A 25,848-nucleotide genomic window follows, 5' to 3' on the forward strand; every position below is an offset into this window, starting at 1 on the left:
ACATCGGTTGTTGCATGACTCAATTTATTTTGCATAAGATATGTATAAACAAGCCTGTCGTCAAACATAAAATCAAGCATTCGCAACAATTTGGAGGGGGATAAGGTGCTCTGGCAAGCCACCGCCAACGGGCTATTGCTCGGTGGCCTCTATGGCATCGCAACCATCGGATTTTCGATGGTCTGGGGCGTCATGGGGGTGATCAATCTCGCCCATACCGGCTTCATCATGCTGGGCGCCTACATCACCTACGGCCTGTTCCGCTTCGCGGGGCTGGATCCCATCGCCTCCATCCCGGTTTCCATGGCCGCGATGTTCGCCCTCGGCTATGCGCTGCAGGTTCTGGTGCTCAACCGCATCATCCGCACCAGCCTGCTCCTGTCGCTGGTGGTCACCTTCGGCATCGAGCTGGTGATGGTGGATGCGGTCTCCATCGCCTTCACCTCCGACGTGCGCTCGGTGAACTCCTCTTATGCGGCAAGCTCCATCGAGGTGTTCGGCGTCCTCATTCCGCTGGTGCGCCTTCTGGCGGCCGGCCTCTCCATCACCCTCGGCATCGCCTTCTTCGCCTTCCTGCGCTTCACCCGCGCCGGGCAGATGATCCTCGCCACGGCGCTGGACCGGGAGGTCTCCTCCCTCATGGGCATCAACCCGGAGCGCATCTACGCCCTCACCGCGGGCGCCGGCGCGGCGCTGGCGGGCGCCACCGGCTCCCTCGCGTCCATGCTGTTTCCCGTCATGCCGGGCATGGGCATGACCTTCCTCAGCGCCGTCTTCGTCATCACCGTGCTCGGCGGCATCGGCTCGGTGGAGGGCTGCATCGTCGCCGGCTTCATCTACGGGCTGGTGCAGGCCTGGGCCGGCTATTTCCTGGGCGCCAATTATCAGGAGATCGTCGGCTTCGGCCTGTTCCTTCTCGTGCTCGCATTGCGGCCGCAAGGACTGTTCGGCCGCGCCTTCTTCGGGGAGCACGCATGAGCCCGCCTGCTGCCGCCCCGGGCGCGCGCCGCCGCGCCCTTCTCTTCTGGGCCTTCTTCGCGTTGGGTGCACTGGTGCTCGCCCTCGCGCCGCTGGCGCTGAACAATTACTGGCTCAGGGTGCTGACCACGGTGTTCATGTACGCTACGGTCACGCAGGGGCTGAACGTCATCGTCGGCCTCACCGGCTACCACGCCTTCGGCAATGCCGTGTTCTTCGGCTTCGGCGCCTATGCCAGCGGCGTCGCCATGACGCTCGGGGCGCCCTTTCCCGTGGCGCTCGTCGCCGCGGTCGCCTTCTCCGCGCTGGTGGCGGGCATCATCGGCTGGCCCATCCTGCGGCTGCGGGGCCACTACTTCGCCATCGCCACGGTGGCGCTGAACCTTGCCGCCATCCAGCTGGTCATCCAGGTGGGCGGCGTCACCGGCGGCGCCGAGGGCCTGCCGCTGCCGCTCTCCGACCTGCCGCCGGGCCCGCTCTACCGCGCCATCTACCTCGTCATGCTGGCGGGTATGGTGGTGTCCACCGTGCTGGTGGCCTTCATCCTCACCCGGCCCTTCGGCTACGCGCTGCGCGCCATCCGCGACGGCGAGCGCGCGGCGGGGGTGATGGGCATCGACACCACCGCCACCAAGGTCGCCGCCTGGGCCATCTCTGCCGGCATCACCGGCTTCGCCGGTGGCGTGTGGGCCTATTGGATCACCTTCATCGAGCCGGCCAGCGCGTTCGATCCCGCCATCGGCGTGAAGGCCTACATGATGCTGATCCTCGGCGGCATGGGCACGGTGATCGGCCCGGTGCTCGGCGCCTTCGTGCTGGAATTCCTGGCGACGCTGGTGTGGGGCGGCTTCCTCCAGGCCCACCAGATCGTCTTCGGCCTGCTCATCGTCGTCATCTGCCTCGTCGCCCCCAACGGCATGCTGGTGGCCGGGCGTTCCCTGATCCAGCGGTGGAGGTCGCGCCATGGCGCTGCTTGAGGCGAACGACCTCGAAATCCGCTTCGGGGGGGTGAAGGCCCTGGCCGGAGTCTCCTTCCGCGTGGAGGAAGGCGAGGTGTTCGGCGTGATCGGCCCCAACGGCGCCGGCAAGACCACGCTGCTCAATGCCATCTCGGCGGTCTATCCGCTCAACGGCGGGGCGATCCGCTTCGCCGGGGCGGACGTGACCGGCCTGCCGCCGCATCGCCTCTCCCGCCTCGGCATCGCCCGTACCTTCCAGATCGTGCAGCCGTTCAAGGCCATGAGCGTGCGGGAGAATGTCGCCATCGGCGCCATGTTCGGCCATGCCCGGCTACGCACCCGCGACGCCTGGCTCGCCGCCGCCGATGCCGCGCTGGAGCGCACCGGCCTTGCCCCCAAGGCCGCCTTCATGCCGCCGCAGCTCACCCTCGCCGACAGGAAGCGCCTGGAGGTCGCCCGCGCGCTCGCCATGGGCCCGCGCATCATCCTCTTCGACGAGGTGATGGCCGGCCTCAACCACACGGAGATCGAACGCATGATCGACCTCGTGAAGAGCCTCAAGGCGGCCGGCCTCACCGTGGTCGTCATCGAGCATGTGATGAAGGCGGTGCTGGCGCTCTGCGACCGCATCATGGTGCTCAACTTCGGCGCCAAGCTGGCCGAGGGCGTGCCCGAGGCCGTGGTGTCCGACCCCAAGGTGGTGGAGGCCTATCTCGGCCAGCGCTTCGCCAAGGCGCACTCCGCTGCCCATGCGGCCGCGGCGGGAGGCGCAGCATGAGCCTTCTCGCAGTGGAAAGCCTCGCCGTGGCCTATGGCGACAGCCGCGTCCTGTGGGACGTGGGCTTCGACATGGCCGAAGGCGAGATCGTCGCCCTGGTGGGCGCCAACGGGGCCGGCAAGACCACCCTGCTGCGTGCGCTGACCGGCCTCGTGCCGGTGCGGGCGGGCAAGATGCGCTTTGCGGGGGCCGACCTTGGCCCGCTGAAGCCGCACGAGCGGGCGCGGCGCGGCATCGCCATGGTGCCCGAGGGCCGGCGCCTGTTCGCCGGCCTCACCGTCCTGCAGAACCTGCGGCTCGGCGCCACCGCGCGCCCCAGCCGCGAGGGCGAGGACGACGACATCGCCTTTATCTTCCAGCTCTTTCCCGAGCTGAAGCGCCTCGAGGGCCGGCTCGCCGGCCTCATGTCCGGCGGCGAGCAGCAGATGTGCGCCATCGGCCGCGCGCTGATGGCGCGGCCGAGCCTGCTGCTCATCGACGAGATGTCGCTCGGCCTCGCCCCGGTGATCGTCGACCGCATCGCCGAGGCGGTGCGTCAGGTCAACCGCGAGCGCGGCATCACCGTGCTGCTGGTGGAGCAGGACGTGGGCCTCGCGCTGGAGATCGCCACCCGCGGCTACGTGCTCGACACCGGCCGCATCACCATCGACGGCCCGGCCGACGACCTCCTGCGGCGCGAGGACATCCGCGCCGCTTATCTGGGCCTCAACTGACGTGCTTTGGAGAGCGTGACGTGTCCCGACCCTATGACCTCGTGATCGAAAACGGCACGATCCACACCCCGACCTCCACCTTCACGGCGGACATCGCCGTGCTCGACGGCAAGATCTCCGCCATCGGCGGCCCCTTCACCGAGGCGGCGAAGCGCGTGGATGCCAAGGGTCTCGCCGTGCTGCCGGGCCTGTGGCACGTGCACTGCCACTTCCGAGAGCCGGGCCACACCTACAAGGAAGACTTCCAGACCGGCTCGGCGGCGGCGGCGGTCGGCGGCGTGACCATGTGCATCGACATGACCAACAACACGCCGCACCCGACCACGCTCGAAGACTATGAGATGAAGAAAGCGCTGGTCGCGCCCAAGGCCCATGTGGACTACGCGCTCTATGGCGGCGGGCTCTATCCGCGCACGGTGGAGGCCCTCGCCAAGGCCGGCGCCATCGGCATCAAGATCTTCAACACGCGCCATATCAAGGAAGTCTATCCCTACATCTCCGAGCTCGGCGTGCTCGACCACGGCATCCTGTTCGAGCTCTACGAGGCGACGCGGGACATGGGGCTGGTCGCTTCGGTTCACCACGATGACCCTGAGTGGTGCAAGCGGCTCACCTTCCGCGACTACATCGACAAGGGCCGCACCGATGCCATGGCCTATCACGAGAGCTTCTCGAAGGGCTACATGTACGGCCACGGCATGGTCGCGGGCCTTGCCGCCTCGCTCTATTACGCGCGCGTCTGCGGCGTGAAGCTGCACGTATTGCATCTCGGCGTCATGCCCAAGGGCGCCAACGAGATGATCCACCACGCCAAATACGCCCTCGGCCAGGACGTGTCGTGCGAGCTGGAGCTCGGCACCATGTTCATGAACCGCGCGCAGATGGAGAAGGTGGGCCCGCGCACGTACAACTGGGCCTATGACCCCGAGGCCGGCTGGGACGCCATCAAGGACGGCACCGCCGACATGATCGTGCTGGAGCACGCGCCCCACTCGAAGGACGATGTCGATCCCGGCTGGAAGGACCTCTTCTCGGTGCCGCTCGGCGTCACCGGCGCGCAGGAATACATCCCGCTGCTGATGAATGCCGTGAACGAGGGCCGCCTGACCCTCAACGACGTGGCGCGGCTCGCCGCCGAGGCGCCGGCCCGGCGCTTCGGCATCTTTCCCCGCAAGGGCGTGATCCAGCCCGGCGCGGATGCCGACTTCACCATCGTGGACATGAGCCGCGAAGGCGTCTTCCGCAACGAGGACATGCTCTCGCGCACCGGCTTCTCCAGCTGGGAGGGCATGGCCACCAAGGGCGCGGCCACCCACACCATCGTGCGCGGCACCATCGTCGCGCAGGACGGCAAGCTCGTGGGCGCGCCGGGCTTCGGGCGCTTCGTGCCCGGCACGGCGGCGTCCGCCTGAATTCTTGAGACCACCCTCCAACCTTCCGGGACCAGCAGGAGCGAGATGATGCACAGACGAACTCTGGTGAAGAGCGTGGCCGCCCTCGGCCTCGCCACCCTCCTCGGCGCCGGCACCGCCGCCGCGCAGGAGAAGATCAAGATCGGCGCCGCCGTCAGCCTCACCGGCAACTTCGCCCGCGAGGGGCACCTCCTGAAGAACGGCTATGCCTATTGGGAAAAGCTGGTGAATGATGCCGGCGGCATCAAGGTCGGCGACAAGAAGATGCCCGTCGAGGTCATCTATTACGACGACGAGAGCAAGCCGCAGACCTCCGCCCGCCTCACCGAGAAGCTCATCACCGAGGACGGCGTGGGCTTCATCCTCGGCCCGTACTCCTCGGGCATCGCCACCGCCACGGCGGCGATCAGCGAGAAGTACAAGGTCATCACCATGACGCCCATGGCGACGGCCGACAGCCTCTATCAGCGCGGCTACAAATACATCTTCTGCCCGGCGCCCCTCGCCTCCACCACCCTCGACCCGATGCTGGCGCTGCTGAAGACGGTGAAGGACCCGCCCAAGACCATCGCAATCGCCGGCCCCGACGATCTCTTCCCCAACGTGTTCGCCGGCGCCGCGCAGAAGAAGGCGGAGGCCGAGGGCCTTAAGGTGGTCTATTCCACCAAGTATCCCAAGGGCTCGGCCGATCTCTCCTCCGTCGCCACGGCGCTGAAGGAGAGCAATCCTGACGTGCTGATCCTCACCGGCTACGTCCAGGACTCCATCCTGCTCGTCAAGACGCTGCAGACGCTGAAGGTGAACCCCAAGCTCATCGGCTTCGCCTTCGCGGTGGGCATTCCGGACTTCCTGAACGCCCTCGGGCCGGCGGCCGAGGATCTGTTCGGCGTGCAGATCTGGGACCCGGCCCTCACCTACAAGGGCCCGGTGGTCGCCGACAGCGTGACCTTCGTGGACACCTTCAAGAAGCAGTTCAACGGCGAGGTGCCCACCTACATCACCGCCGCCGGCACCGCGGGCGCCCTGTCGCTCCAGCTCGCCATCGAGAAGGCCGGCAGCATCGATCCCGTCAAGGTGCGCGATGCCATGCTCCAGCTCGACACCGACACCTTCTTCGGACCGGTGAAGTACAACGACGCCGGCGTCGACGTGAAGGCCTCGGCCGTGGTGGCGCAGGTGCAGGGCGGCAAGGCCGTCCCGGTCTATCCGGCGGCCATCGCGGCGGCGCCCGTGGTCTATCCGCGCAAGCCGTTCCAGTGATCGTCGACGTCCACGCCCATGCCCTCTCGCGCGATTTCCTGAGCGAACTCGTGCGGGAGGGCGCCTTCGGCATGGAGACATGCCCAGAAGGCTTCCGGTTCGCCGGCTACGGCCCCCTCGATCCGCTGCTGTTCGATATGGCGGGGCGGCTCGAAAGCCTGGAACGGCGCGACATCGCCCTCCAGCTCGTCTCGCCCCCGCCGCGCGTGGTCTCCCACGCCGGATGGGCGGCGGACGCCGCGTTCGCCCGTCGCCTGAACGACCAGACCCTCGCGGCGGTGGGCGAGGGCGGCGGCCGGCTCGGCGGGCTCCTCGTTCCGCCCATCGCCGAGCCGGAGCGGTGTGTCGCGGAGATCCGGCGCGGGCTGGACGAGGGCCATGTGGGCGTCGCCCTGCCGACCTCGGCGGCGGGGCGTCCGCTCGACGATCCCGCCTTCGCGCCCATGTGGGCCGAATGTGCGCGGCAGGACTGCATCGTCTTCATGCATCCCACCACCGGGGTCGAGCGGCCTGCCTTCGGCAGCTTCACCATGCTGCAGCTGGTGGGCTGGCCCTCGGAAACCGCCTTGTGCGTGGCGCGGCTGATCTTCGCCGGGGTGCTGGAGCGCAATTCCGGCTTGAAGCTGGTGCTGGCCCATGGCGGCGGCACGCTGGCCATGCTCGCCGGCCGTCTGGACCTCGCCTATGAGGCCCCGCTCTACGAGGCCAATCCGGCGTGCCGCGCGCACATCAGCCGGCCGCCGTCGCAATACTTGCGTGATCTCTATTACGACACCGTCGTTGCCCATCCCAAGGCACTGGCCTATCTCGTCGATCTCGTCGGCGCGGAGCGGGTGGTCTTCGGCACGGACTTCCCCTTCGAGATCGGCGATGCGGAGGGCGTGAAGGCGCTGGCGGCCCTCGATCTCCTGGGGCCGCAGGTGCGCAGCATGGTGCTCGCCAACGGCGCGCGGCTGGTGTCGGGCATCCGCGCCCCCTCCGCCGCTGTCTGACGTCGTTCGATCAGACAGTTTCGGGACAAAAATCAATTGTCTTGAATTCCTTCGGCGCATGCCTATGCTGCCCGGGCCGTTCAGATGGCTCGGGAGAGGGCGCCGCAAGCGCCGCCGAAGGAGCAACCGCCCCGGAATCTCTCAGGCAAAAGGACCGATCCATCAAGGCACTCTGGAGAGTGATCAGGCCCATCCTGATCCACCGAAGGGGATATCCGCGCGTGCGGAGAAGCTCTCAGGTTCCGTGACAGAGGGGGCGTGGACTGTCACGGAAGAGAGCCTTGAACAATGAGCCATGTGATCGTGATCGGCGCCGGCATCACCGGCGTCACCACCGCTTATGCCCTGCTGCGCCGCGGGCATGAGGTGACGGTGCTGGAGCGGCACCCCTACGCCGCCCTTGAAACCTCCTTCGCCAACGGCGGCCAACTGTCCGCCAGCAATGCGGAGGTGTGGAACCAGTGGTCCAACGTCGCCCACGGCATCCGCTGGATCTTCACCCGCTCCGCGCCCCTGCTGCTGAACCCCAAGCCCAGCTGGCACAAGCTGTCCTGGCTCGGCGAATTCGTCGGGCAGATCCGCCGCTATGAGGAGAACACCATCGAGACGGTGCGCCTCGCCATCGAGGCGCGGCGGCACCTGTTCGAGATCGCCGAGCGGGAGAACATCGCCTTCGATCTGGAGCGGCGCGGGCTCATGCACGTCTATCGCGACAAGGCGAGCTTTTCGCATGCGGCGGAGGTCAACACCCTCCTCAAGCGCGGCGGCCTCGAGCGCGAGGCGGTGACGGTTGAGGAGATCAAGGCCATCGAGCCGAGCCTCGAAGGCACCTTCCATGGCGGCTTCTTCACGCCGCGCGATGCCTCCGGCGACATCTGCCGCTTCACCCGCGGGCTCGCGGCGGCGTGCGAGCGGCTGGGCGGCCGGTTCGTCCATGGCGTCGAAGTGCAGGCCATCCGCGATGCGGAGCGCGGCCGCGTCGTCGCGTGGCAGAGCGTGGACGATGCCCAGGTGAAGGGCGAGCTGGAAGGCGACCGCGTGGTCATCTGCGCGGGTGTCGGCAGCCGCCGGCTCGCCGCGCTGGTGGGCGAGCGGCTCAACGTCTATCCGGTGAAGGGCTATTCCATCACCGTCGCGGTGAAGCCGCAGGATGTGGACCATGCCCCGCGCGTCGCCCTGCTGGACGACGCGGCGAAGATCGTCACCAGCCGGCTCGGCGACGGCCGCTTCCGCATCGCCGGCACGGCGGAGCTCAACGGCTACAATCGCGACGTGCGCGCCGACCGCATCGCGCCGCTGGTGAACTGGACGCGGCGCCATTTCCCCAAGCTCGACACCAGCGACGTGGCGGTGTGGGCCGGGCTGCGGCCCATGCTGCCCGGCATGCTGCCGCGCGTGGGCGCGAGCCGGCGGGCGCGGAACGTCTACTTCAACACCGGCCACGGTCATCTCGGCTGGACGCTCTCCTGCGCCACCGCGGAGATGATCGCCGGCGAGATGTCGGCCTGAGCCCTTGGCGCCGGCGCAGACACCGCCGGCGCCTCGCCTCATGCGGCGGCATGCATGCGGATGAGGCGGCCGTAGATCCGCTGCGCCGTCTCGATCTCCCTGACGCTGCACCATTCGTCGGTGACGTGGGCCTGGCTTGGCTCGCCGGGGCCAAGGATGACGACCGGCACGGGCGCCAGCCGTGCGAGCACCGAGGCATCGGTGAAGAAGGACGCGCCGCGCGGCGGGCCGGGGGCGCATCCCTCCGCCTGCCGTGCCGCCGCGCACATGGCAACCAGCGGCGACGCCGCGTCGGTCCACACCGGCGCGAGATCATGCACGCACTCCAGCCGGGCGTCGGCGCCGGCTGCCGCGCGCATGCGCGCCATGACCTCGGCATGGTCCATACCCGGCAGGGTCCGCACATCCACATGCAGGCGCGCGCGGTCAGGCACGGCATTGGGGGCGTGGCCGCCATCGATAAGGCCGACGTTCACGCTGGCCTGGCCGAGCACCTCGTGGCGGCCGGGAAATTCCATGTCGCGGAAGGCGAGGGCGGCGGCGCAGGCGCGGTAGATGGCATTCACGCCGAGGTGGGGCGTGGAGGAATGCGCCGACACGCCGGCGAAATGCAGGAAGCAGAAAACGGCCCCCTTGTGGCCCAGCGCCATATGGTTGGCGGTGGGCTCCGCGACGATCCAGCCGCCGATGTCCGGCAGGGCGATGGCGTCGTGCGCCAGTGCGAGGGCACCCTCACATCCCCGTTCCTCGCCGGCGGTGATGACGAGGGCAAGATCGGCGTCCACGTCGCGGGCTTCCACGGCGGCGGCGACGAACGCGGCGACCGCCGCCTTCATGTCGGACGCGCCGCGTCCGAAGAGGCGCCCGTCACGGATATCGCCAGCGAAGGGATCATGCGTCCAGGGGGCGGTCCCGAGCGGCACGGTGTCGAGATGGCCGGTGAAGGCCAGCGCCGGTCGCTTGCGACCGCTCCGGCGGACGGCGATGAGATTGACCCGTCCCGGAGCGAACCGGTGCTGCGCGACTGAAAAGCCGGCGTCGCGCAGGAACGGCACGAGGATCGTTGCCGCCACCTCCTCATTGCCGGGGGGATTGCACGTATCGACCCGCATGAGGGCGCGGGCCAGTTCTATGGCGTCTGTCATGGCAAGGCTCCCCGCCCATCAGGCATGCCTGCCATCGGGAGCGCAAGACAAAATTCGCAAAAGGTTATTTTGACTTTTTATGTCTGCATGGCTTAGGAGGAAGCCTGAGAGTCGAGCCGGGTTATGACTGGCGGGCGTCGTTTGCGGCCCTTATGGTCCGATGCGGTGCCTGACACCGCATTTTAATGGCAGGAGAAGGTGGTGATTGCGGGCCGAACGGCACTAGAAATCGCCGAATCCATCCGTTCGGCGGTCGATGCCGGGCGGCTGAAGCGCGGCGCGCTGCTCCCCACCGTGCGCCAGCTGGCCGACGAGCTGGGGGTCAACCGCAACACCGTCGCCGCCGCCTACAAGCAATTGTCCGACAGCGGCCTCGTGGAGGGGCGGGGCCGGCAGGGCAGCCGGATCGCCCCCGACACCGCCCCGCCCCCCCCTGCGCCATCCCTGCGCGATCTCGCCGGCGGCAACCCCGACCCCGCCCTGCTGCCGGACATGACCGCGGTGCTGCGCAGCGTCGGCTGGCATCAGCGCCTGTACGAGGATCCGCCCGACGATCCCGAGCTGCTGCGCCTGCTCGGCCACCAATTCGCGCTGGACGAACTGCCGAGAGGCCAGCTCTGGCTCGCGTCCGGCACGTTCGACGCCGTCGGCACCATCCTGCACAAGCTGTTGGCGGTGGGGGACGCGGTGGGCGTCGAGGACCCCTGCTTCATGACCACGCTCGGCCTCATGCGCCAGGTGGGCTACGTGCCGCTGGCCATGCCGGTGGACGACGAGGGCGTCACGCCGCAGGGGCTGCGCCGCGCGCTGGAGAAAGGCGCGAAGGCGGTCATCGTAACGCCCCGCGCGCATAATCCGGTGGGTGGATCCTGGAGCCTCGCCCGGCGGTCCGCGCTGCAGGAGGTGATGCGCGATTATCCCGACGTCCTGCTCATCGAGGACGACCATTTCGCCGTGCTCTCGCGCTTCCCGCCCATGACGCTGGTGGAGCCGGGACGCCCGCTCTGGGCCATCGTGCGTTCGGTGTCGAAATATATCGGCCCGGACCTGCGGCTGGCGGTGGTCAATTCCAGCCACGAGCTCACCCGCGCGAGCCTGACCCTGAGCGCCTTCACCTCGCGCTGGGTGAGCTCCATCCTGCAGAAATCCGTGCTGTCGGTGATCGCCGCGCCCGGCTATCGGCAGCTCGTCGCCACGGCTGCCGCGACCTACGACCGGCGGCGGGAGGATGTCATCGCCGCATTGGCAGGTCGCGGCATCAAGGCCCATGGCCAGGATGGCATCAACGTCTGGATTCCGGTGGACGACGAGCAGACCGTGGCGCGCCGCCTGCTTGATGCCGGCTGGACCGTCCGCACCGGGTCCCTGTTCCGCGTCGCCGCGCCGCCGGCCATCCGCATCACCATCAGCGCCATGACCAAGCCGCTGGCGGAGGAATTCGCCCGCACGCTCGAAGCGATCCTGCGCGAGGAGGTGGTCGAAAGAGGCGCGTAAGGCCTCTTTCGTGCTTCGGTTTTTTCGCTTTCTCAGGCCGAGCGCGCGAGTTCCGCATCGGCCGGCGCGGCGACGCCCAGGCGGGCCGCCACGCGACGGGCGGTCTCGAGGCGGCGCGCGGTCAGATCCTTCACCGAGTCGCGGGCCGCGGCGACGATCTCCTTGGGCGCCCGCTCCGGCGTGCCGGCGTCGAACGGCGGCTCGGGATGATACTGCATGTAGAGCTGGATCTGCTGTGCCGCCTTCTCGCCGCGCAACATGGCCGCAAGGGTCAGGGCCCCGTCGATGCCCGAGGTGACGCCCCCGGCGAAGATGTAATTGCCCTCCACCACCACCCGGTCGGTGAGGGGAATGGCGCCGAGATAGGGCAGCACGTCCATGGCCGCCCAATGGGTGGTCGCGCGCTTGCCCTTCAGCAGCCCCGCCGCGCCGCAAATGAGGGCGCCGGTGCACACCGAGAAGACGAACATGGCGCCGTCCGCCTGGGTGCGGATGAAGTCCAGCGTCTCCTCGTCCTCCATCAGCGCTTCCTGGCCGGGACCGCCGGGGACGTGGAGCACATCCAGCTTCGGCATCTGCCCGAAGGTCTTCTCCGGCGTCAGCAGCAGCCCTCGCGTGTCCTTCACCGGTGCCATCGTCTTGCCGGCGATGTGGAAGGTGGAATTGGGGATGCGGGCCAGGACCTCGAATGGCCCGGTGAAGTCGATCTGGTCCAATCCCTCAAACAGGATCGAGCCGATATGGAGGTGCTGGTCTGCCGGAATCATTGCTGGTCCTTCCTGAAGCGTCCCCGCAGGCTGCGGATCGCTTCTTGTGACAAAGGCTTCTCAACGCGTCAAGACAATTGCCGAACAAAATGCATTTTGACTTAGATTGTCATGGCGCCGTAAATTGATATTTTCTGCGGTTCACCGGGGAATGCCTCATTCAGTGCGCGCTGATAATTTGATCGCCCTGATCATCTTGTCATCTTGCGATAAGACAAAGTGTGAGATATGAAGACAAATATATGACAAAAATGGGGAACTGGCATGTACGTTTCGGACAAAAAGGATGCGCCCATTGCGCGGCTGGTCAGGCTGCGGTGGCGTGTGGCGATCGGGCTCAGCCTTGCGATGATGGCGATCTATTTCGGCTTCATGGGGCTCATCGCCTTCCAGAAGCCGGCGCTGGCCAAGATCGTCGCGCCGGGGGTCTCCGTGGCGCTGATCGCCGGGCCGAGCATCATCGTCTCCGCCTTTCTCCTGTGCACCGCATACGTGCTGTGGGCCAACAAGGTCTACGACCCGGCGGTCCGCGACCTGAAGAAGTGAGGAGATCAAGATGCCCAGCACCCAGAGCGGTCTCTCGATCGCGTTCTTCCTCGCCTTCGTGGTCCTGACCTTGTGGATCACCTATGTCGCCGCGCGGCGCACCCACGGGACCAATTCGTTCTTCACCGCGGAGGGTCGGATCTCGGCCTGGCAGAACGGCTGGGCTCTCGCCGGGGACTTTCTTAGCGCCGCGGCGCTCCTCGGCATCGCCGGCATCATTACTGCCAACGGCTTTGACGGCCTCGTCTATTCGATCGGCTGGCTGGTCGGCTGGCCCATCATGCTGTTTCTGATCGTCGAGCCGCTGCGCAACGTCGGCAAATTCACCATGGCGGATCTGGTCGCCTACCGGCTCAACCAGCGCTGGGTACGCTCGGCGGCTGCCATCGGCTCGCTCACCGTGATCCTGTTCTATCTCATCGCCCAGATGGTGGCGACCGGTGCGCTCATCAAGCTGTTGTTCGGCATACCCTATTCGACCGCGGTGCTGATCGTCGGCGCGGCCATGCTGGTCTATGTCCTGTTCGGCGGCATGATCGCGACCACGTGGGTCCAGGTCATCAAGGCCATCATGCTGCTGGCCGGAGGGGCGGTGCTCGCCGCTTTGGTTCTCAGTCGCTTCAGCTTCGACCCGCGCGCGCTGTTCGAGGCCGCGGCCCAGCAGTTCGGCGAGCGGGTGCTGCAGCCGGGGGAGAAGGTCGTGCCCGGCGGCTGGGAGGCCATCTCGCTCGCTTTGGCCCTCATGTTCGGCACGGCCGCGATGCCTCACGTTCTGATGCGCGTCTACACCGTGAAGGACGTGCGCGACGCGCGCCTCTCCATCACCTATGCCACCGGCCTTATCGGCATCTTCCATCTGTTCGTGCTCATTATCGGCTTCGGCTGCATGGTGCTGGTGGGGCCGGCCGTGGTGGCCAAGGCGGGCGGCGGCGGCAACATGGCGGCGCCGCTGCTGGCGCTGACACTGGGCGGCGAGGCCTTCTTCGGCTTCATCTGCGCGGTCGCCTTCGCCACGATGCTAGCGGTCGTGGCCGGGCTGACGCTCTCGGGCGTCGCCACGCTCTGCCACGACATTTGGACCAACGTGGTGCGCTCCGGCCATGCGCCGGAGAAGGAGAAGATGGCGGTGGCCCGCGTCTCCACCGTGCTCATCGCGGTGCTGGCGGTGGCGCTCGGGTCGGTCTTCGAGGGTCAGAATGTGGCCTTCATGGTGGGCCTCGCCTTCTCGGTGGCCTGCGCCGCCAACTTCCCCACCCTCGTCCTTTCCATCTCCTGGCGCCGGCTGTCCACGGCGGGGGCGGTCTCCAGCATCCTGGTGGGTACGGTGGTCTGCCTCACCATGATCCTGCTGTCGCCGACCATTCAGGTGGACGTGCTCGGGGGCAATCTGGCCGACCTCCAGTCGCGCTGGTGGTTCATCCCCATGCGCAATCCCGCCATTGTCGCCATGCCGCTGTCCTTCTTCACGGCGATCGTGGTGTCCCTGCTCACGCCAGAGCGGCAGGCGGCCGAGAAGTTCGACGCGCTCCGCGACGCCATCGTCTTCGGCCCGGCGAAGGTCAGTGCGGTGCAGGCCCCGGCCGAGGTCGCGGGAGTGGCCGCCGCCAAGCCGCAGGCCCTCTAGTCAACCCGCCATAACGGTAGGGGAGCGCCGCGCGGCGCTCCCCTCTTTTTGCGCGTCCCTCTTGGAGCTCTCCATGAAATTGACCTGGCTCGGACATTCCGCCTTCCGCATCGAGACGGGGAGGGCGGTCGTCCTCATCGACCCCTTCTTCACCGGCAACCCCACCTTTCCCGGCAGCATCGAGGCTGCCGCACAGGGCGTGACCCACATTCTCGTCACTCACGGGCATGACGATCACCTGGGTGATGCGGCCGCGATCGCGGCCCAGAGCGGCGCGCAGGTCGTCGCCAATTTCGAGATCTGCCAGTATCTGGCAGCGCGGGGCGCCGCCAACATCAATCCTGGCAACAGCGGCGGGTCGGTGGCGTGCGGCGCGTTCGACGTGGCCTTTACACCGGCGGTGCATTCATCCGGGACGGTGACGGAGGCCGGCGGCTCGATCTACCTCGGCAACCCCAACGGGCTGATCCTGAAACCGCAGGATGGACCGAGCGTGTTCCACATGGGCGACACCGACATCTTCGGCGATATGGCGCTGATTCAGGAATTTCATGCGCCTCACGTCGGCATCGTGCCGGTGGGGGATCGCTTCACCATGAGCGGGCGGACGGCAGCGGTGGCGGTTCGACGCTACTTCCAGTTCAGGGCCGTCATCCCCTGCCACTACGGCACCTTCGGCCTGCTGGCGCCTGACCCCTCCGATTTCGTTGCGGGGATCGAGGGCGCGGACACGCGGGTTCTCGTACCGGTGGCAGGCCAGCAGTTCGAGATCTGACTGGCAGCCGAAGAATAAGCCTGCGCCACCGCTCGCAGGCAGGGGCGGTGGCGGTACCAACTCGCCATCGCGGTATTCCAGCTCTACGGCGGGCGGGGTGCGCCCGACAAACAAGCCCTTTCGGACGCACATTTTTTAGGCACATCGCCAATCAGAATCAGAGCAGGTCGGACGTGACGTTCCGTCCGCTGTGTGCAGCAAGAATTTTCTTCATCGCATCAATGAATTGGCGGCGCTCGTCGGGCGTCAGCATGTCTACCGTCGCGGCATGGGCGCGGCGCGCTGCGCCCTCCATTTCTTCCAGGAGGCGGCGGCCGTCGTCGGTCAGCGAGCAGTTCTGGGAACGGCGGTCCATCGCGGAGGTGGTGCGGTGCACCAGCCCCCGTGCCTCCAGTCGTTTGAGCGCGCCGGTTGTGGTGGTGCGATCAAGGGCGACAATCCGCGAGAGGGTCGTCTGATCCGCCTCTTCCCGGCCCGCTAGCGCCGACAGGAGGCTATATTGCACCGGCGTCACCCCGAATGGGGCACACAGCTCAGAAAACAGGCTGACGTGGATCTGGTGAACGCGGCGCGCCAGAAAGCCGGGGCGGTCGGATAGCGGCCATTGGTCGTGCGAAGATGCCTTACGTTCCCCAACGGAACTATTTGACCTGGCAAGTGATCTCGTCACGTCTCCCATCCCCTCTGGCGCCTTTGACCGCCTCGCTTTGATCCAGATCAAATTTTGGCACGTGCCGTGCATCATGGGAATACGAAGTATACTTCGTTTTTTCCAGGCGGTCCGGGGGCCGCCCATGCATGGACGGGAGACCATGATGGCTGAACCTGCGGGATACGACATTCTCCTCAAGGGCGGTCATGTCATCTGCCCCGCCACGGGCATCGACGGCATCCGCGACGTGGCCGTGCGCGACGGGCGCATCGCGGCCGTGGAGGAGACCATCCTGCCGTCGAGTGCGACGGAGACCATCGACGTTTCCGGAAAGCTTGTCCTGCCGGGTATGATCGACACCCACGGCCATGTCTACCAGTATGTCACCGGGCGCTTCGGCCTGAACCCGGACATGGTGGGTGTGCATTCGGGCGTCACCACCGTGATCGACCAGGGCGGCCCCTCCTGCATGACCTTGCCGGGATTCCGCAAGTTCATCGCCGAGCCGTCAGACACGCGGATCTATGCCTTCCTTTCGGCCTATCTGGTGGGGGGCCTGGAGGGCCACTACTATCCGAACCTCTACAGCCCGGACTGCGTGGACATCGACGCCACCGTGCGCTCGGCCGTGCGCAATCGGGACCTCGTGCGCGGCATCAAGGGTCATGCCGAGATCGGCGGCTTCGCGCGCTGGGGCATCCGGGTGATGGAGATGGCGGCCGAGATCGCCCGCCGCTCCGAGATTCCCCTCTACGTGCATTTCGGCACCCTCTGGGGCCTACCCGACACCGGCGCCAATGGCGAGGATGCCGACACCATTCTGGAGCGCGTCATCCCCCTGCTGAAGGAAGGCGACGTGCTGGCCCATCCCTTCACGCGCCATCCCGGCGGCTTCGTGAACCAGCAGGGCGAGGTGCACCACGTCATCCAGGCCGCCCTCGATCGCGGCCTGAAGGTGGACGTGGGCCACGGCAGCCATTTCTCCTACCGCCTTGCGAAGAAGGCCATCGCGGCCGGTGTCGTGCCGCACACCCTGGGCGCCGACATGCACGGCTACAACACCCATGTGCCGGCTCCTGCAGGCACGCCGGAAGAGCACTATGACGACGAGAACCACCCCTTCAAGGGCCAGGCCCGCTTCAGCCTGACCCAGGCCATGAGCTCCATGTTGGCGCTCGGCCTGTCCCTCCAGGACGTGGTGCCCATGGTCACGATCAACCCGGCCAAGATGATCGGCCTGACCGACCGCGTCGGATCGCTGACCGTGGGCTATGCGGCCGACGTCTCGGTGCTCGACGACCATCGCGGCCGCTTCCTTCTACGCGACAACGAGGACACGAGGGTGGTGGCCGAGCGCCTGCTGACCCCCGCCTTCTGCCTGCGCGCCGGCAAGCGGTTCGACGCCGACGCCGTCATCCTGCCGCGGGCGGTGGCGGCGTAGCGCGCCACCGCCACTCTTTTGTTCGGCTCCTCTTCCCGACCCTGACTGCCCTCATCGAGACTGGAGACATCCATGCTGATTTCACGCCGCACAACCCTCGCCGCCCTTGGCTTCAGCCTCCTGGCCAGCACGGCCTTCGCCGCCGACACCATCAAGATCGGCGTCAACGAGCCGCTCACCGGCGCCTTCGCGGCCTCCGGCACCTATGTGGTGAACGGCGCCAAGATCGCCGCCGACGAGATCAACGCCAAGGGCGGTGTCCTCGGCAAGAAGATCGAGCTCGTCATCGAGGACAACAAGAGCAACCCCACCGAGGCCGCGTCGGTGGCGGAGAAGCTCATCACCTCCGACAAGGTGCCGGTGCTGATGGGCGCCTGGGGCTCCTCCCTGACGCTCGCCACCATGCCGAAGCTTGAGGAATATTCCGTGCCGATGCTGGTGGAGACCTCCTCCTCCGGCAAGATCACCACCTCGGGCAATCCCTTCATCTTCCGCATCTCGCCGCCGTCCGCGGTGGAGGCGGAGGCGTTCGAGCCCATCGCCAAGAAGCTCGGGCTGAAGAAGGTGGACTTCCTCGTCATCAACAACGACTGGGGCCGCGGTGCCGCCGCCGACTTCTCCAAGATGCTGAAGGCCAACGGCGTCGAGGTCGGGCTCGTCGAGACCATGGACCAGTCCGCCCAGGACATGAGCGCCCAGCTCGCCAAGCTGAAGGCTTCCGACGCTGACACCATCATGGTGACGAGCGCCGTGGACCAGCTGACCCTGCTGTTCAAGCAGATGGCCGCGCTCGGCCTGAAGAAGCGCGTCATCACCACCGGCGGCTCGCAGAACCCAGACCAGATCATCGCCCAGGCCGGCGCCGCGGCGGACGGCACCATGCACCTCACCACCTTCCTGCCCTGGTGGCCGGAGAAGACCCCCAACCCCGAGGCCACCGCCTATTTCCTCACCGAGTGGAAGAAGCGCGGCTTCGACTTCGCCGGCGCCACCGAGAGCTTCCGCGGCTATGACGGCATCCGCACCGTGGCGGCGGCCATCGCGGCCGGCGGCGGCACCGATCCCGCCTCCGTCCAGAAGGGCTTCTGGAAGGTGGACATGATGGGCCTCAACGGTCCCATCAAGTTCGCCAAGAGCGGCCCGGCCGGCAAGGAGAGCGGCCAGTCCAAGCCCAACGTGTACCTGATCGAGATCTCCGGCGGGAAGGTGAACCAGGTGCAGCTCGGCGGCTGAGCCGGCTCCCCCGGGAGGTTCTCCCGCCTTTGGGCGGGGGCACCGGGGTGAAGGACGGTCCGTGGCCAACTGCCTGGCCCGGCCGCCGTCCTTCACCCCGTTCCCACCGTGCGCAAGCGCTGCCCGCATCGCCCCAAACGCCAGACCGGACACGCCAGATGGACCAATTGCTGCAACACCTTTTCAACGCGCTGGTGCTCGGCGGCACCTATGCGCTGCTGGGCATCGGCCTGACATTGATCTTCGGCATCATGAACGTGGTGAACTTCACCCACGGCGCGCTCTACACCTTCGGCGGCTATGCCATGTATCTGGCGGCGGTGGCGCTGGGCCTCAATTTCTTCGTCGCGCTGCCGGTGGCTCTGGTAGCAGGCCTCGTGCTCGGCGCCGTCATCGAATTCACCCTGCTGCGGCCGCTGCGCCGGTCCGATATCGACACCACCATGCTGGTGATGATCGGCGCCGGCATCATCATGCAGTCGGGCACCCTGTGGATCTTCGGCGGCGTCGCGAAAGCCGTCCCAACGCCGTTTCCGGCGCAGCCTCTCGCGTTCGGGCCGGTGTCGCTCTCCTATGTGAACCTGTTCGTGCTGTGCGCGGCGGTGGCGCTCATCGCCATCACCTATTTCACCATCAACGGCACGCGGCTCGGCCGCGCCATGCGCGCTACCTTCCAGGACCATGACACGGCGGCGCTGATGGGCGTCAACGTCTCGCTCATCTACACCGCCACCTTCGCCATCGGCTCGGCGCTGGCGGCGGCGGCGGGCGCGCTGCTTGGGCCGGTCTATGTGGTGACGCCGCAGATGGGCGACCTCGCGGCGGTGAAGGCCTTCGCCATCGTCATCCTCGGCGGGCTCGGCTCCATATCGGGGGCCACCATCGGCGGCTTCATCCTCGCTTTCGCCGAGGAGCTGGGCGCCGGCTACATCTCCTCGGGCTATCGCGACGCCATGGGCTTCCTCATCATCATCGCGGTGCTGCTGGTGAAGCCTACAGGTCTGTTCGCGCGGGCGGAGCGGATCGGATGACCCGCCTCATCGCCCCGCTCTTCCTCGTGGTCTTCGCCCTGCTGCCGCTGGTGCTGAAGGACCCCTACCTGCTCAATGCGCTCATCATCACCGGCATCCTCACCATCTGCGCCATGAGCCTGAACCTGCTGCTCGGCTTCACCGGCCAGCTCAGCCTCGGGCACGTGGCCTTCTTCGGCATCGGAGCCTATGTGAGCGCGCTGACCGCGCTGGGCTTCGACGTGGGCCTGCCCTTCGGCCTGCGCGTGACCCACGAGGGCGGATCGCCGCTCCTCGGCTTCGTGCTCGCGGTGGTGCTCACCGGGCTCGCCGGCTACCTCATCGGCCGGCTGTCGTTTCGGGTGCGGGGCGCCTATTTCGTCATCGTCACCATCTCGTTCGCCGAGGTGGTGCGGCTCGTGGCGCTGAACTGGGTGGAGCTGACGCAGGGCCCCCTCGCCCTCACCGCCATTCCCAACATGGTGCTGCCGGTGCCGGGGCTCGGCGACGTGGCGCTGCGCTCCAAGGTGCAGAATTATTATCTGGTGCTGGCGGTGGCGGTGGCGAGCTATCTCCTCATCGCCCGGCTGGTGGCCTCGCGCTTCGGCCGGGCGATGCGGGGACTGAAGGAGAACGAATCCCTCGCGCTCTCGCTCGGCATCAACGCCACGCGAACGCTCACCGTCGCTGCCACCGTCTCCGCCGCCATGGCGGGTGCGGCGGGCAGCCTCTACGCCCATTACATCCGCATCATCGATCCGGACGTGTTCCTGTTCTCCTACACCGTCACCATGGTCATCATGGTGGTGTCCGGCGGCAAGGGTACGCTGGCCGGCCCGCTGGTGGGAGGCATCATCTTCGGCCTCCTGCCGGTGGCGCTGCGGCCGGTGATGGCGCCGGAGGCGCAATGGATCGTCTACGGCGCCGTCCTCATCGCGATCCTGTTCGTGATGCCGCGCGGCATTGTCCCTGCGCTGGAGGAACTGGCGGCCCGCCTTCGCCCGGCGCGGCGGAACGGCGACGCCACGCCCGGTGGTGCCACGTCCGGCGACACCGTCACCGCCGAAATGGGAGCCAACCCATGAACGATGCGACCGGCACCCCCATTCTGCGCGTGGAGCACGTGGGCATGAAGTTCGGCGGCCTCACGGCCATCGCCGACCTGCATTTTGACGTGAACGAAGGCGAGATCCTGAGCCTCATCGGCCCCAACGGCGCCGGAAAGACCACCGCCTTCAACATCATGACGGGCTTCCTGAAGCCCACCCAGGGACGGGTGCTGTTCCGCGGCCGGGACCTCTCCCAGACGCGCCCCAACGAGATCGCCCGCCTTGGCCTTGCCCGCACGTTCCAGCGCACCAGCGTGTTCGCCGACGACAGCGTGCGCGACAACGTGCTCATCGGCCTCCACCGCCACGGCGAGGAGGAGGGCGCGCGCGGCCTGCTCGACCGGCTCTTCCCGACGCCCGGCGCAAGGCGCGCGGAGGCGGCGGTGCGGGCGCGGGCGGAAGCCATCATCGACCTCGTCGGCCTCTCCGCCCGCGCGGACGAGAAGGCGGGTTCCCTGTCCTACGGGGAGCAGCGCCTCGTCGGCTTCGCGCTGGCGCTGGCGGTGGAGCCGAAAATGCTGCTGCTGGACGAGCCCGTCTCCGGCATGAACGCCTCCGAGACCCAGGGTTTCGTGCGGCTCATCCGCAAGGTGCGCGACGAGGGCGTCACCATCCTCCTCGTGGAGCACGACATGCCCATGGTGATGGAGGTGTCCGACCGTATCGTCTGCCTCAATTACGGACGCCTGATCGCGGAAGGGCCGCCGGCGGCCATCCGCACCAATCCCAAGGTCATCGAGGCCTATCTGGGCAAGAGCGCCGCGAAGCTGGAGCACAGGGAGCCGGCCCATGCTTGAGATTTCCGATCTCGCCTGCGGCTACGGGCAGGTGGCGGCGCTGAAGGGCATCTCGCTCAGCGTCGACCAGGGCCAGCTGGTGGCCCTCGTGGGCGCCAACGGCGCCGGCAAGTCCACGACGCTGCGCACCATCTCCGGCCTCGTGCCCGCGCGCGCCGGCACCATCCGCCTTCAAGGCGACGACGTGACCCGCGCCGGCCCGCAGAAGATGCTGAAGCTCGGCGTCGCCCATTGTCCGGAAGGCCGACGGGTGTTCCCGCACATGAGCGTCGCGGAAAACCTCGCCATGGGCGCCTATCTGCGCGCGAACGACGCCGCCCTGAGGGCCGATTACGATCGCATCTACACGGATTTCCCCCGCCTCGCCGAGCGGCGCCACCAGATGGCCGGCACCCTCTCCGGCGGCGAGCAGCAGATGCTGGCCATCGGCCGCGCGCTCATGTCCCGGCCGCGCCTGGTGCTGTTCGACGAGCCTTCGCTCGGCCTCGCGCCGAACATCGTGGAGCAGATGTTCGCCATCATCGGCGCCATCCGCGACGCCGGCACCACCGTGCTGCTGGTGGAACAGAACGCCTTCGCCGCACTGGAATTGTGCGACTACGCCTATCTGCTGGAGGCGGGACGCATTGTGAAGTCGGGCAAGGGCGCCGACCTGATCGACGATCCCCACGTGCGCACGGCCTATCTCGGCAGCTGAGCGTCTCCGCGTTCAGCTCTTGCCGGCTGGCCGGCCCGGTTTCAGCCCGCCGAACACATGGTCGGCGAGGCTGCCGGCCCATTCGGGTGTCAGCGGAGCGTAGGGCACGAGGATGCGGTACCAGATCGGCCCGTAGAGGGCGTCCACCACCACGTCGAAATCCAGACCGTCCCTCAGCTCGCCATTGGCGACGCCGCGCGCCAGCACCTTCTTGGCCTCCTCGCGGCGCGGCAGCACGTAGCCCTCCAGCAATGCGCGCAGCGCTTCCGGATCGCTCTGTCCCTGGGCGACCAGAGCGGAAATGGTGCGCCCCACCTTCTGCCCATACACCTCGGCCACCCGCATCATCTGGCTTTTCATGTCGGCCACAGCCGAGCTCGTCGCCGGGTAGCCGATCTTTTGGGCAGTTTCCGCGAGAAAGCCTGCGATGGCGAGCGCGCCGCGGCTGGGCCACCAGCGATAGATAGACGAACGGGCCGCTCCCGATCGGGTTGCGACCGCGTCGATGGTAAATCCCGAGAGTCCTTGCTCCTCAAGCAGCTCATTTGCTGCCTTGAGGATCGCGATCTTGACCTCGTCACCTTGGGGACGACCGCGGCGGCGGACAGTTGATTTAGTGATGCTCAAAATTTATCGCCCACCTTCAAGGTTTTGCCCAGATTATCGTCAGGCCATCAACTTGACAATCCGCTGGACTGATTAAAACTACACACTGTCGCTTTTAGCCCTGTCCGGCGCGCGAAGCCACCGCCGGGCGCCGGCCAGCGCCTCGATCCAAGACGGCAAATCGCCCCCAAGGGCAAGTCTGCCAGGACATGAGAACCAAGCGAGGAAGCCCAATGACAGGCGTGCTCACTCCCGAACAGGTCGCTCATTTCAAGAGCGAAGGTTATCTCCATCCGGTTCGGGCCATCAGCGCGGAAGAAGCGCGCACCTATCGCAATAAAATCGAAGCTTTCGAGACCGAATCCGGCGAGGAAGTGAACAAGAGGCTGAAGATCAAGGCCCATCTGGCGTTCCCCTGGCTCGTGGAGCTGGCGCGGCATCCGCGCATCGTGTCCGCCGTGCAGGCCGTCCTCGGGCCAGATGTGCTGCTGTTTGGCTCATCCGCCTTCGCCAAGAATGCCCACGATCCGCGCTTCGTCTCCTGGCATCAGGACTCGGCCTATTATGGCCTCGACCCCCACCAGGAGGTCACCGTGTGGCTGGCCCTTTCGCGGGCCAGCTCGCAGAGCGGCTGCATGAAGGTGATCCCGAAGAGCCACCTCGGCCCAGACCTCGTGCACGAAGAGACGTTCGACGCCAACAACCTGCTCTCCCGCGGCCAGAAGGTGACCGTGGACGAGAGCCTCGCGGTGGAGATGCCTCTGGAGCCGGGCGAGTTCTCCATGCATCACGAGCGCACGGTGCACGGCTCCCCCGCCAACCTGTCCGATGACCGCCGCATCGGCATCGCCTTCTTCTACATGCCGGCCCATTGCCGCTCCGTGCTCGGCCGCCGCTCGGCCCTGCTGGTGGCGGGCGAGGACCGCCATGGCCACTGGGACAGCGATCCCGAGCCCCGCTTCGACCTCGACCCCGACAGCCTCGCCTTCTTGGAGAATGTCTGGGCGAGCTACCGCGACGACGCGACCACCACCCAGGCCGCCCGCCACACCTGACCTTCCACCTCCGGCCGGGCGCTTCCCGGCCGGAGGAACAGCCATCTGGAAGCCGCCTCAGTCCGCCTGCCCCTTTGAAACGAGAGCGCAATCCATGAAAGCCAGCATCCTCCTCAGCACGGCCCTTTCCCTCCTCTGCGCGGTTCCGGCCATGGCAGATACGGTGAAGGTCGGCGTCATCCTGCCCCAGACCGGTGTCGGCGCAGCGCTCGCCAAGCAGATGCAGGCGGCCATCGAGCTCGCCATGGCCCACGAGGGCGGCAAGATGGGCGGGCAGGAGGTGGAGTTCTTCTGGAGCGACAGCCAGGGCAAGGCGGACGTGGCCAAGCAGCTCGCCGACGAGATGGTGAAGTCGAAGCGCGTGGACTTCCTCGTCGGTCCGCTGTTCTCCTCGGAAATGATGGCGGTGCACGGCGGCCTCGCGCGCACCGACGCGTTCGTAATCTCGCCGATTTCAGGACCCGCGCCCATCGCCGGCAAGTCGTGCTCGGCGAACTTCTTCAACGTCTCCTCGCAGAACGATCAGCAGGCCGAGGCGCTCGGCGCCTATCTGGAAAAGCTCGGCGTCAAGCGCGTCTACGTCATGACGGTGAACAACCAGGCCGGCAAGGACATGGTTTCCGGCTTCAAGCGCAACTTCAAGAGCGAGCTCGTGGGGGAGGTCTACACCCGCTTCGGCCAGGTGGACTTCGCCGCCGAGCTGAGCGCGCTGCGCACCGCCGCGCCCGAGGCGACCTTCATCTTCTACCCGGGCGACATGGGCGTGCAGTTCGTCAAGCAATACGCCCAGGCGGGCCTGACCAAGTCGACGCCGCTCTACACCGTCTGGACGGTGGACCAGGCCACTTTGCCGGCGGTGGGGGACGATGCCATCGGCGTGCGCTCGGGCAACGTGTGGAGCATCGACCTGCCCAACGCCGCCAACGTCCGCTTCGTCGCCGATTTCAAGCAGAAGAACGGCTTCCTGCCGAACGATTACGCCGCCCACACCTACGATTCCATCCTGCTCATCTCCAGCGCCGTGAAGGCGGTGGGCGGCGACATGAGCCGCAAGGACGACATCCGCAAGGCGCTGAAGAAGGCGGACTTTGCCTCGAACCGCGGGAAGTTCGCATACAACACCAACAACTTCCCCATCGAGGACTACTATGTGCGCGAAGTGGTGAAGGGGCCGGACGGCGTGCTCGTGACCAAGACGGCGGAAAAGATCATGACCGACGCCAAGGACGCCTACTACCAGGAGTGTCCGCTCAAGTGAGCGCGGCACGCGCGACTTGATCTCCTGAACGCGGAACCGCGCCCATGCACCTCCTGTTTGTCGAGCAGCTCCTGAACGGGGTGCAGCTCGGGGTTATCCTGTTCCTGATGGCGGCGGGCCTCACGCTCACCTTCGGCATCATGAATTTGGTGAACCTCGCGCACGGCTCGCTGTTCATGCTCGGCGCCTATCTGGGCGTAACATTCCAGCTGCTGACCGGCTCGTTCGTGCTGGGTTTCGCCTGCGCCGGCATCGCCACCTTCCTCATCGGCCTTGCCATGGAACGGCTGGTGATCCGGCGTCTCTACGCCCGAAGCCATCTCGACCAGGTGATGTGCACCGTGGGCCTCGTCTACGTATTCAACGAGGCGACGCGGATGGCGTTCGGGCCGGAGCCCCTGCACGCACCCATCCCGGCGCTTCTCTCCGGTTCGGTCGAGCTCATTCCCGGCGCGCCCTATCCCGCCTACCGGCTGGCCATGATCGCGGCGGGGCTCGCCATCGCCGCACTGCTCTATGTCCTGATCGCGCGCACGCGGACCGGCATGCTCATCCGCGCCGGAGCCAGCAACCGGGTGATGACCAGCGTGCTGGGGGTGAACATCGGCGCGATCTACGCCGTGGTCTTCAGCCTCGGGGCAGCGCTGGCGGGCCTCGCGGGCTTCATCTCGGCGCCCATCCTCACCGTCTATCCCGGCATGGGCGACAACGTGCTCATCCTCGCGCTGGTGGTGCTGGTGGTGGGCGGCATGGGATCGGTGAAAGGGGCGTTCGTGGCGGCCCTGCTGGTGGGCGTCATCGACACCATCGGGCGGGCCTATCTGAAGGACCTGATGGCGCTGGTGCTGTCGCCGGTGGCCGCCAATACGGTGGCTCCGGCGCTGGCGTCCATGCTCATCTACATCCTCATGGCGGTGATCCTGTTCTTCCGGCCCGAAGGGCTCATCCCCGCCGCCGGACTGCGCCGGCCCGAGGCGCCCTCGGAAGCCGCCTCCCTCGGGCCGCAGGGCCCCGGCGTCCTGGCCCGCTGGCGCGTTC

Annotated in this window: 24 protein-coding genes, 1 pseudogene and 2 riboswitches; of the genes and pseudogenes, 21 read left to right on the forward strand and 4 right to left on the reverse strand. The window is 67.1% G+C overall.

The genetic code is table 11. From position 1 onward, the window contains the following. Nucleotides 1–105 precede the first annotated feature (105 nt). From ABLE93_RS18125 to ABLE93_RS18160, 8 genes are all read left to right on the forward strand, one after another. Nucleotides 106–978: a branched-chain amino acid ABC transporter permease gene (locus tag ABLE93_RS18125; RefSeq protein ID WP_348841262.1), complete on the forward strand. Its 873-nt coding sequence runs from the start codon at nt 106–108 to the stop codon at nt 976–978. Next, a complete protein-coding gene (locus ABLE93_RS18130) occupies nt 975–1,955 on the forward strand; it encodes a branched-chain amino acid ABC transporter permease (RefSeq protein WP_348841263.1) in 981 nt (326 codons plus the stop codon). The genes ABLE93_RS18125 and ABLE93_RS18130 overlap by 4 nt, the downstream gene beginning before the upstream one ends. Then, the gene (locus ABLE93_RS18135; protein ID WP_348841264.1) at nt 1,942–2,715 is read left to right on the forward strand and encodes an ABC transporter ATP-binding protein; all 774 of its coding nucleotides are present in this window, start codon (nt 1,942–1,944) and stop codon (nt 2,713–2,715) included. Before ABLE93_RS18130 ends, ABLE93_RS18135 begins: the two co-directional genes overlap by 14 nt. Continuing rightward, nucleotides 2,712–3,428 (forward strand): ABC transporter ATP-binding protein, encoded by a 717-nt coding sequence (locus ABLE93_RS18140; protein ID WP_348841265.1) that lies wholly within the window; start codon nt 2,712–2,714, stop codon nt 3,426–3,428. The genes ABLE93_RS18135 and ABLE93_RS18140 overlap by 4 nt, the downstream gene beginning before the upstream one ends. Before the next feature lie 20 nt (nt 3,429–3,448). Then, nucleotides 3,449–4,840 (forward strand): dihydroorotase, encoded by a 1,392-nt coding sequence (locus tag ABLE93_RS18145; RefSeq protein ID WP_348841266.1) that lies wholly within the window; start codon nt 3,449–3,451, stop codon nt 4,838–4,840. 48 nt (nt 4,841–4,888) lie between these two features. Continuing rightward, nucleotides 4,889–6,100: an amino acid ABC transporter substrate-binding protein gene (locus tag ABLE93_RS18150; RefSeq protein WP_348841267.1), complete on the forward strand. Its 1,212-nt coding sequence runs from the start codon at nt 4,889–4,891 to the stop codon at nt 6,098–6,100. Next, complete coding sequence (locus tag ABLE93_RS18155) at nt 6,097–7,092, forward strand: amidohydrolase family protein (RefSeq protein ID WP_348841268.1); 996 nt, start codon at nt 6,097–6,099, stop codon at nt 7,090–7,092. The genes ABLE93_RS18150 and ABLE93_RS18155 overlap by 4 nt, the downstream gene beginning before the upstream one ends. Before the next feature lie 80 nt (nt 7,093–7,172). After that, nucleotides 7,173–7,259: riboswitch (glycine riboswitch) on the forward strand. 1 nt (nt 7,260) lies between these two features. Then, nucleotides 7,261–7,347: riboswitch (glycine riboswitch) on the forward strand. Between the two features lie 33 nt (nt 7,348–7,380). Then, nucleotides 7,381–8,601, forward strand: a complete 1,221-nt coding sequence (locus ABLE93_RS18160; protein WP_348841269.1) for a D-amino acid dehydrogenase — start codon at nt 7,381–7,383, stop codon at nt 8,599–8,601. Between the two features lie 38 nt (nt 8,602–8,639). Here the strand turns inward: ABLE93_RS18160 and ABLE93_RS18165 are convergent, their stop codons facing one another. Next, complete coding sequence (locus ABLE93_RS18165) at nt 8,640–9,746, reverse strand: M20 family metallopeptidase (protein WP_348841270.1); 1,107 nt, start codon at nt 9,744–9,746, stop codon at nt 8,640–8,642. 201 nt (nt 9,747–9,947) lie between these two features. Between ABLE93_RS18165 and ABLE93_RS18170 the strand changes: the two genes are divergently transcribed. Further along, nucleotides 9,948–11,240 (forward strand): aminotransferase class I/II-fold pyridoxal phosphate-dependent enzyme, encoded by a 1,293-nt coding sequence (locus ABLE93_RS18170; protein WP_348841271.1) that lies wholly within the window; start codon nt 9,948–9,950, stop codon nt 11,238–11,240. Between the two features lie 32 nt (nt 11,241–11,272). Here ABLE93_RS18170 and ABLE93_RS18175 read toward each other — a convergent pair whose 3' ends face one another. Further along, nucleotides 11,273–12,007: a DJ-1/PfpI family protein gene (locus ABLE93_RS18175; RefSeq protein ID WP_348841272.1), complete on the reverse strand. Its 735-nt coding sequence runs from the start codon at nt 12,005–12,007 to the stop codon at nt 11,273–11,275. 264 nt (nt 12,008–12,271) lie between these two features. Between ABLE93_RS18175 and ABLE93_RS18180 the strand changes: the two genes are divergently transcribed. The 3 genes from ABLE93_RS18180 (at nt 12,272) to ABLE93_RS18190 (ending at nt 14,952) form a co-directional block, all read left to right on the forward strand. After that, nucleotides 12,272–12,553 carry a DUF485 domain-containing protein gene (locus ABLE93_RS18180; protein ID WP_348841273.1) on the forward strand — a complete coding sequence of 94 codons (282 nt, stop codon included), beginning with the start codon at nt 12,272–12,274 and terminating at the stop codon, nt 12,551–12,553. Nucleotides 12,554–12,563: 10 nt separating this feature from the next. Beyond that, nucleotides 12,564–14,177, forward strand: a complete 1,614-nt coding sequence (locus ABLE93_RS18185) for a solute symporter family protein (RefSeq protein ID WP_348841274.1) — start codon at nt 12,564–12,566, stop codon at nt 14,175–14,177. Between the two features lie 73 nt (nt 14,178–14,250). Next, complete coding sequence (locus tag ABLE93_RS18190; RefSeq protein ID WP_348841275.1) at nt 14,251–14,952, forward strand: metal-dependent hydrolase; 702 nt, start codon at nt 14,251–14,253, stop codon at nt 14,950–14,952. A gap of 157 nt (nt 14,953–15,109) precedes the next feature. Here the strand turns inward: ABLE93_RS18190 and ABLE93_RS18195 are convergent, their stop codons facing one another. Then, nucleotides 15,110–15,631 (reverse strand): MarR family winged helix-turn-helix transcriptional regulator, encoded by a 522-nt coding sequence (locus ABLE93_RS18195; RefSeq protein ID WP_510183053.1) that lies wholly within the window; start codon nt 15,629–15,631, stop codon nt 15,110–15,112. A gap of 136 nt (nt 15,632–15,767) precedes the next feature. Between ABLE93_RS18195 and ABLE93_RS18200 the strand changes: the two genes are divergently transcribed. From ABLE93_RS18200 to ABLE93_RS18225, 6 genes are all read left to right on the forward strand, one after another. Then, nucleotides 15,768–17,045: an amidohydrolase/deacetylase family metallohydrolase gene (locus ABLE93_RS18200; protein WP_348841277.1), complete on the forward strand. Its 1,278-nt coding sequence runs from the start codon at nt 15,768–15,770 to the stop codon at nt 17,043–17,045. Nucleotides 17,046–17,117: 72 nt separating this feature from the next. Beyond that, nucleotides 17,118–18,278, forward strand: coding sequence for an ABC transporter substrate-binding protein (locus ABLE93_RS18205; protein ID WP_348841278.1), 1,161 nt, complete (start codon nt 17,118–17,120; stop codon nt 18,276–18,278). 158 nt (nt 18,279–18,436) lie between these two features. After that, nucleotides 18,437–19,309 carry a branched-chain amino acid ABC transporter permease gene (locus tag ABLE93_RS18210; RefSeq protein WP_348841279.1) on the forward strand — a complete coding sequence of 291 codons (873 nt, stop codon included), beginning with the start codon at nt 18,437–18,439 and terminating at the stop codon, nt 19,307–19,309. Then, nucleotides 19,306–20,373 (forward strand): branched-chain amino acid ABC transporter permease, encoded by a 1,068-nt coding sequence (locus tag ABLE93_RS18215; RefSeq protein ID WP_348841280.1) that lies wholly within the window; start codon nt 19,306–19,308, stop codon nt 20,371–20,373. Before ABLE93_RS18210 ends, ABLE93_RS18215 begins: the two co-directional genes overlap by 4 nt. Further along, the gene (locus tag ABLE93_RS18220) at nt 20,370–21,194 is read left to right on the forward strand and encodes an ABC transporter ATP-binding protein (RefSeq protein WP_348841281.1); all 825 of its coding nucleotides are present in this window, start codon (nt 20,370–20,372) and stop codon (nt 21,192–21,194) included. Before ABLE93_RS18215 ends, ABLE93_RS18220 begins: the two co-directional genes overlap by 4 nt. Further along, entirely contained in the window at nt 21,187–21,891 is a 705-nt protein-coding gene (locus ABLE93_RS18225; RefSeq protein ID WP_348841282.1) for an ABC transporter ATP-binding protein, read from the forward strand. Before ABLE93_RS18220 ends, ABLE93_RS18225 begins: the two co-directional genes overlap by 8 nt. Nucleotides 21,892–21,903: 12 nt before the next feature. Here ABLE93_RS18225 and ABLE93_RS18230 read toward each other — a convergent pair whose 3' ends face one another. After that, on the reverse strand, nt 21,904–22,518 hold the full coding sequence (locus ABLE93_RS18230; RefSeq protein WP_348841283.1) for a TetR/AcrR family transcriptional regulator: 615 nt from the start codon (nt 22,516–22,518) through the stop codon (nt 21,904–21,906). 212 nt (nt 22,519–22,730) lie between these two features. Between ABLE93_RS18230 and ABLE93_RS18235 the strand changes: the two genes are divergently transcribed. The 3 genes and pseudogenes from ABLE93_RS18235 to ABLE93_RS18245 form a co-directional block, all read left to right on the forward strand. Further along, complete coding sequence (locus ABLE93_RS18235; protein WP_348841284.1) at nt 22,731–23,552, forward strand: phytanoyl-CoA dioxygenase family protein; 822 nt, start codon at nt 22,731–22,733, stop codon at nt 23,550–23,552. 94 nt (nt 23,553–23,646) lie between these two features. Beyond that, nucleotides 23,647–24,810: an ABC transporter substrate-binding protein gene (locus ABLE93_RS18240; RefSeq protein WP_348841285.1), complete on the forward strand. Its 1,164-nt coding sequence runs from the start codon at nt 23,647–23,649 to the stop codon at nt 24,808–24,810. Nucleotides 24,811–24,854: 44 nt separating this feature from the next. Next, nucleotides 24,855–25,763, forward strand: a pseudogene (locus ABLE93_RS18245) (branched-chain amino acid ABC transporter permease); the annotation flags it as partial. Between the last annotated feature and the right edge of the window lie 85 nt (nt 25,764–25,848).

This window comes from Xanthobacter pollutisoli, from assembly GCF_040044995.1.
Classification (GTDB): Bacteria; Pseudomonadota; Alphaproteobacteria; order Rhizobiales; family Xanthobacteraceae; genus Xanthobacter.

Bases quoted from the DNA above. Each gene is read 5' to 3' on its own strand.
- ABLE93_RS18130 (WP_348841263.1), top strand. From the start codon at position 975: ATGAGCCCGCCTGCTGCCGCCCCGGGCGCGCGCCGCCGCGCCCTTCTC.
- ABLE93_RS18135 (WP_348841264.1), top strand. From the start codon at position 1,942: ATGGCGCTGCTTGAGGCGAACGACCTCGAAATCCGCTTCGGGGGGGTG.
- ABLE93_RS18140 (WP_348841265.1), top strand. From the start codon at position 2,712: ATGAGCCTTCTCGCAGTGGAAAGCCTCGCCGTGGCCTATGGCGACAGC.
- ABLE93_RS18150 (WP_348841267.1), top strand. From the start codon at position 4,889: ATGCACAGACGAACTCTGGTGAAGAGCGTGGCCGCCCTCGGCCTCGCC.
- ABLE93_RS18160 (WP_348841269.1), top strand. From the start codon at position 7,381: ATGAGCCATGTGATCGTGATCGGCGCCGGCATCACCGGCGTCACCACC.
- ABLE93_RS18165 (WP_348841270.1), bottom strand. From the start codon at position 9,746: ATGACAGACGCCATAGAACTGGCCCGCGCCCTCATGCGGGTCGATACG.
- ABLE93_RS18175 (WP_348841272.1), bottom strand. From the start codon at position 12,007: ATGATTCCGGCAGACCAGCACCTCCATATCGGCTCGATCCTGTTTGAG.
- ABLE93_RS18180 (WP_348841273.1), top strand. From the start codon at position 12,272: ATGTACGTTTCGGACAAAAAGGATGCGCCCATTGCGCGGCTGGTCAGG.
- ABLE93_RS18185 (WP_348841274.1), top strand. From the start codon at position 12,564: ATGCCCAGCACCCAGAGCGGTCTCTCGATCGCGTTCTTCCTCGCCTTC.
- ABLE93_RS18190 (WP_348841275.1), top strand. From the start codon at position 14,251: ATGAAATTGACCTGGCTCGGACATTCCGCCTTCCGCATCGAGACGGGG.
- ABLE93_RS18195 (WP_510183053.1), bottom strand. From the start codon at position 15,631: ATGGGAGACGTGACGAGATCACTTGCCAGGTCAAATAGTTCCGTTGGG.
- ABLE93_RS18200 (WP_348841277.1), top strand. From the start codon at position 15,768: ATGGCTGAACCTGCGGGATACGACATTCTCCTCAAGGGCGGTCATGTC.
- ABLE93_RS18205 (WP_348841278.1), top strand. From the start codon at position 17,118: ATGCTGATTTCACGCCGCACAACCCTCGCCGCCCTTGGCTTCAGCCTC.
- ABLE93_RS18210 (WP_348841279.1), top strand. From the start codon at position 18,437: ATGGACCAATTGCTGCAACACCTTTTCAACGCGCTGGTGCTCGGCGGC.
- ABLE93_RS18215 (WP_348841280.1), top strand. From the start codon at position 19,306: ATGACCCGCCTCATCGCCCCGCTCTTCCTCGTGGTCTTCGCCCTGCTG.
- ABLE93_RS18220 (WP_348841281.1), top strand. From the start codon at position 20,370: ATGAACGATGCGACCGGCACCCCCATTCTGCGCGTGGAGCACGTGGGC.
- ABLE93_RS18225 (WP_348841282.1), top strand. From the start codon at position 21,187: ATGCTTGAGATTTCCGATCTCGCCTGCGGCTACGGGCAGGTGGCGGCG.
- ABLE93_RS18235 (WP_348841284.1), top strand. From the start codon at position 22,731: ATGACAGGCGTGCTCACTCCCGAACAGGTCGCTCATTTCAAGAGCGAA.
- ABLE93_RS18240 (WP_348841285.1), top strand. From the start codon at position 23,647: ATGAAAGCCAGCATCCTCCTCAGCACGGCCCTTTCCCTCCTCTGCGCG.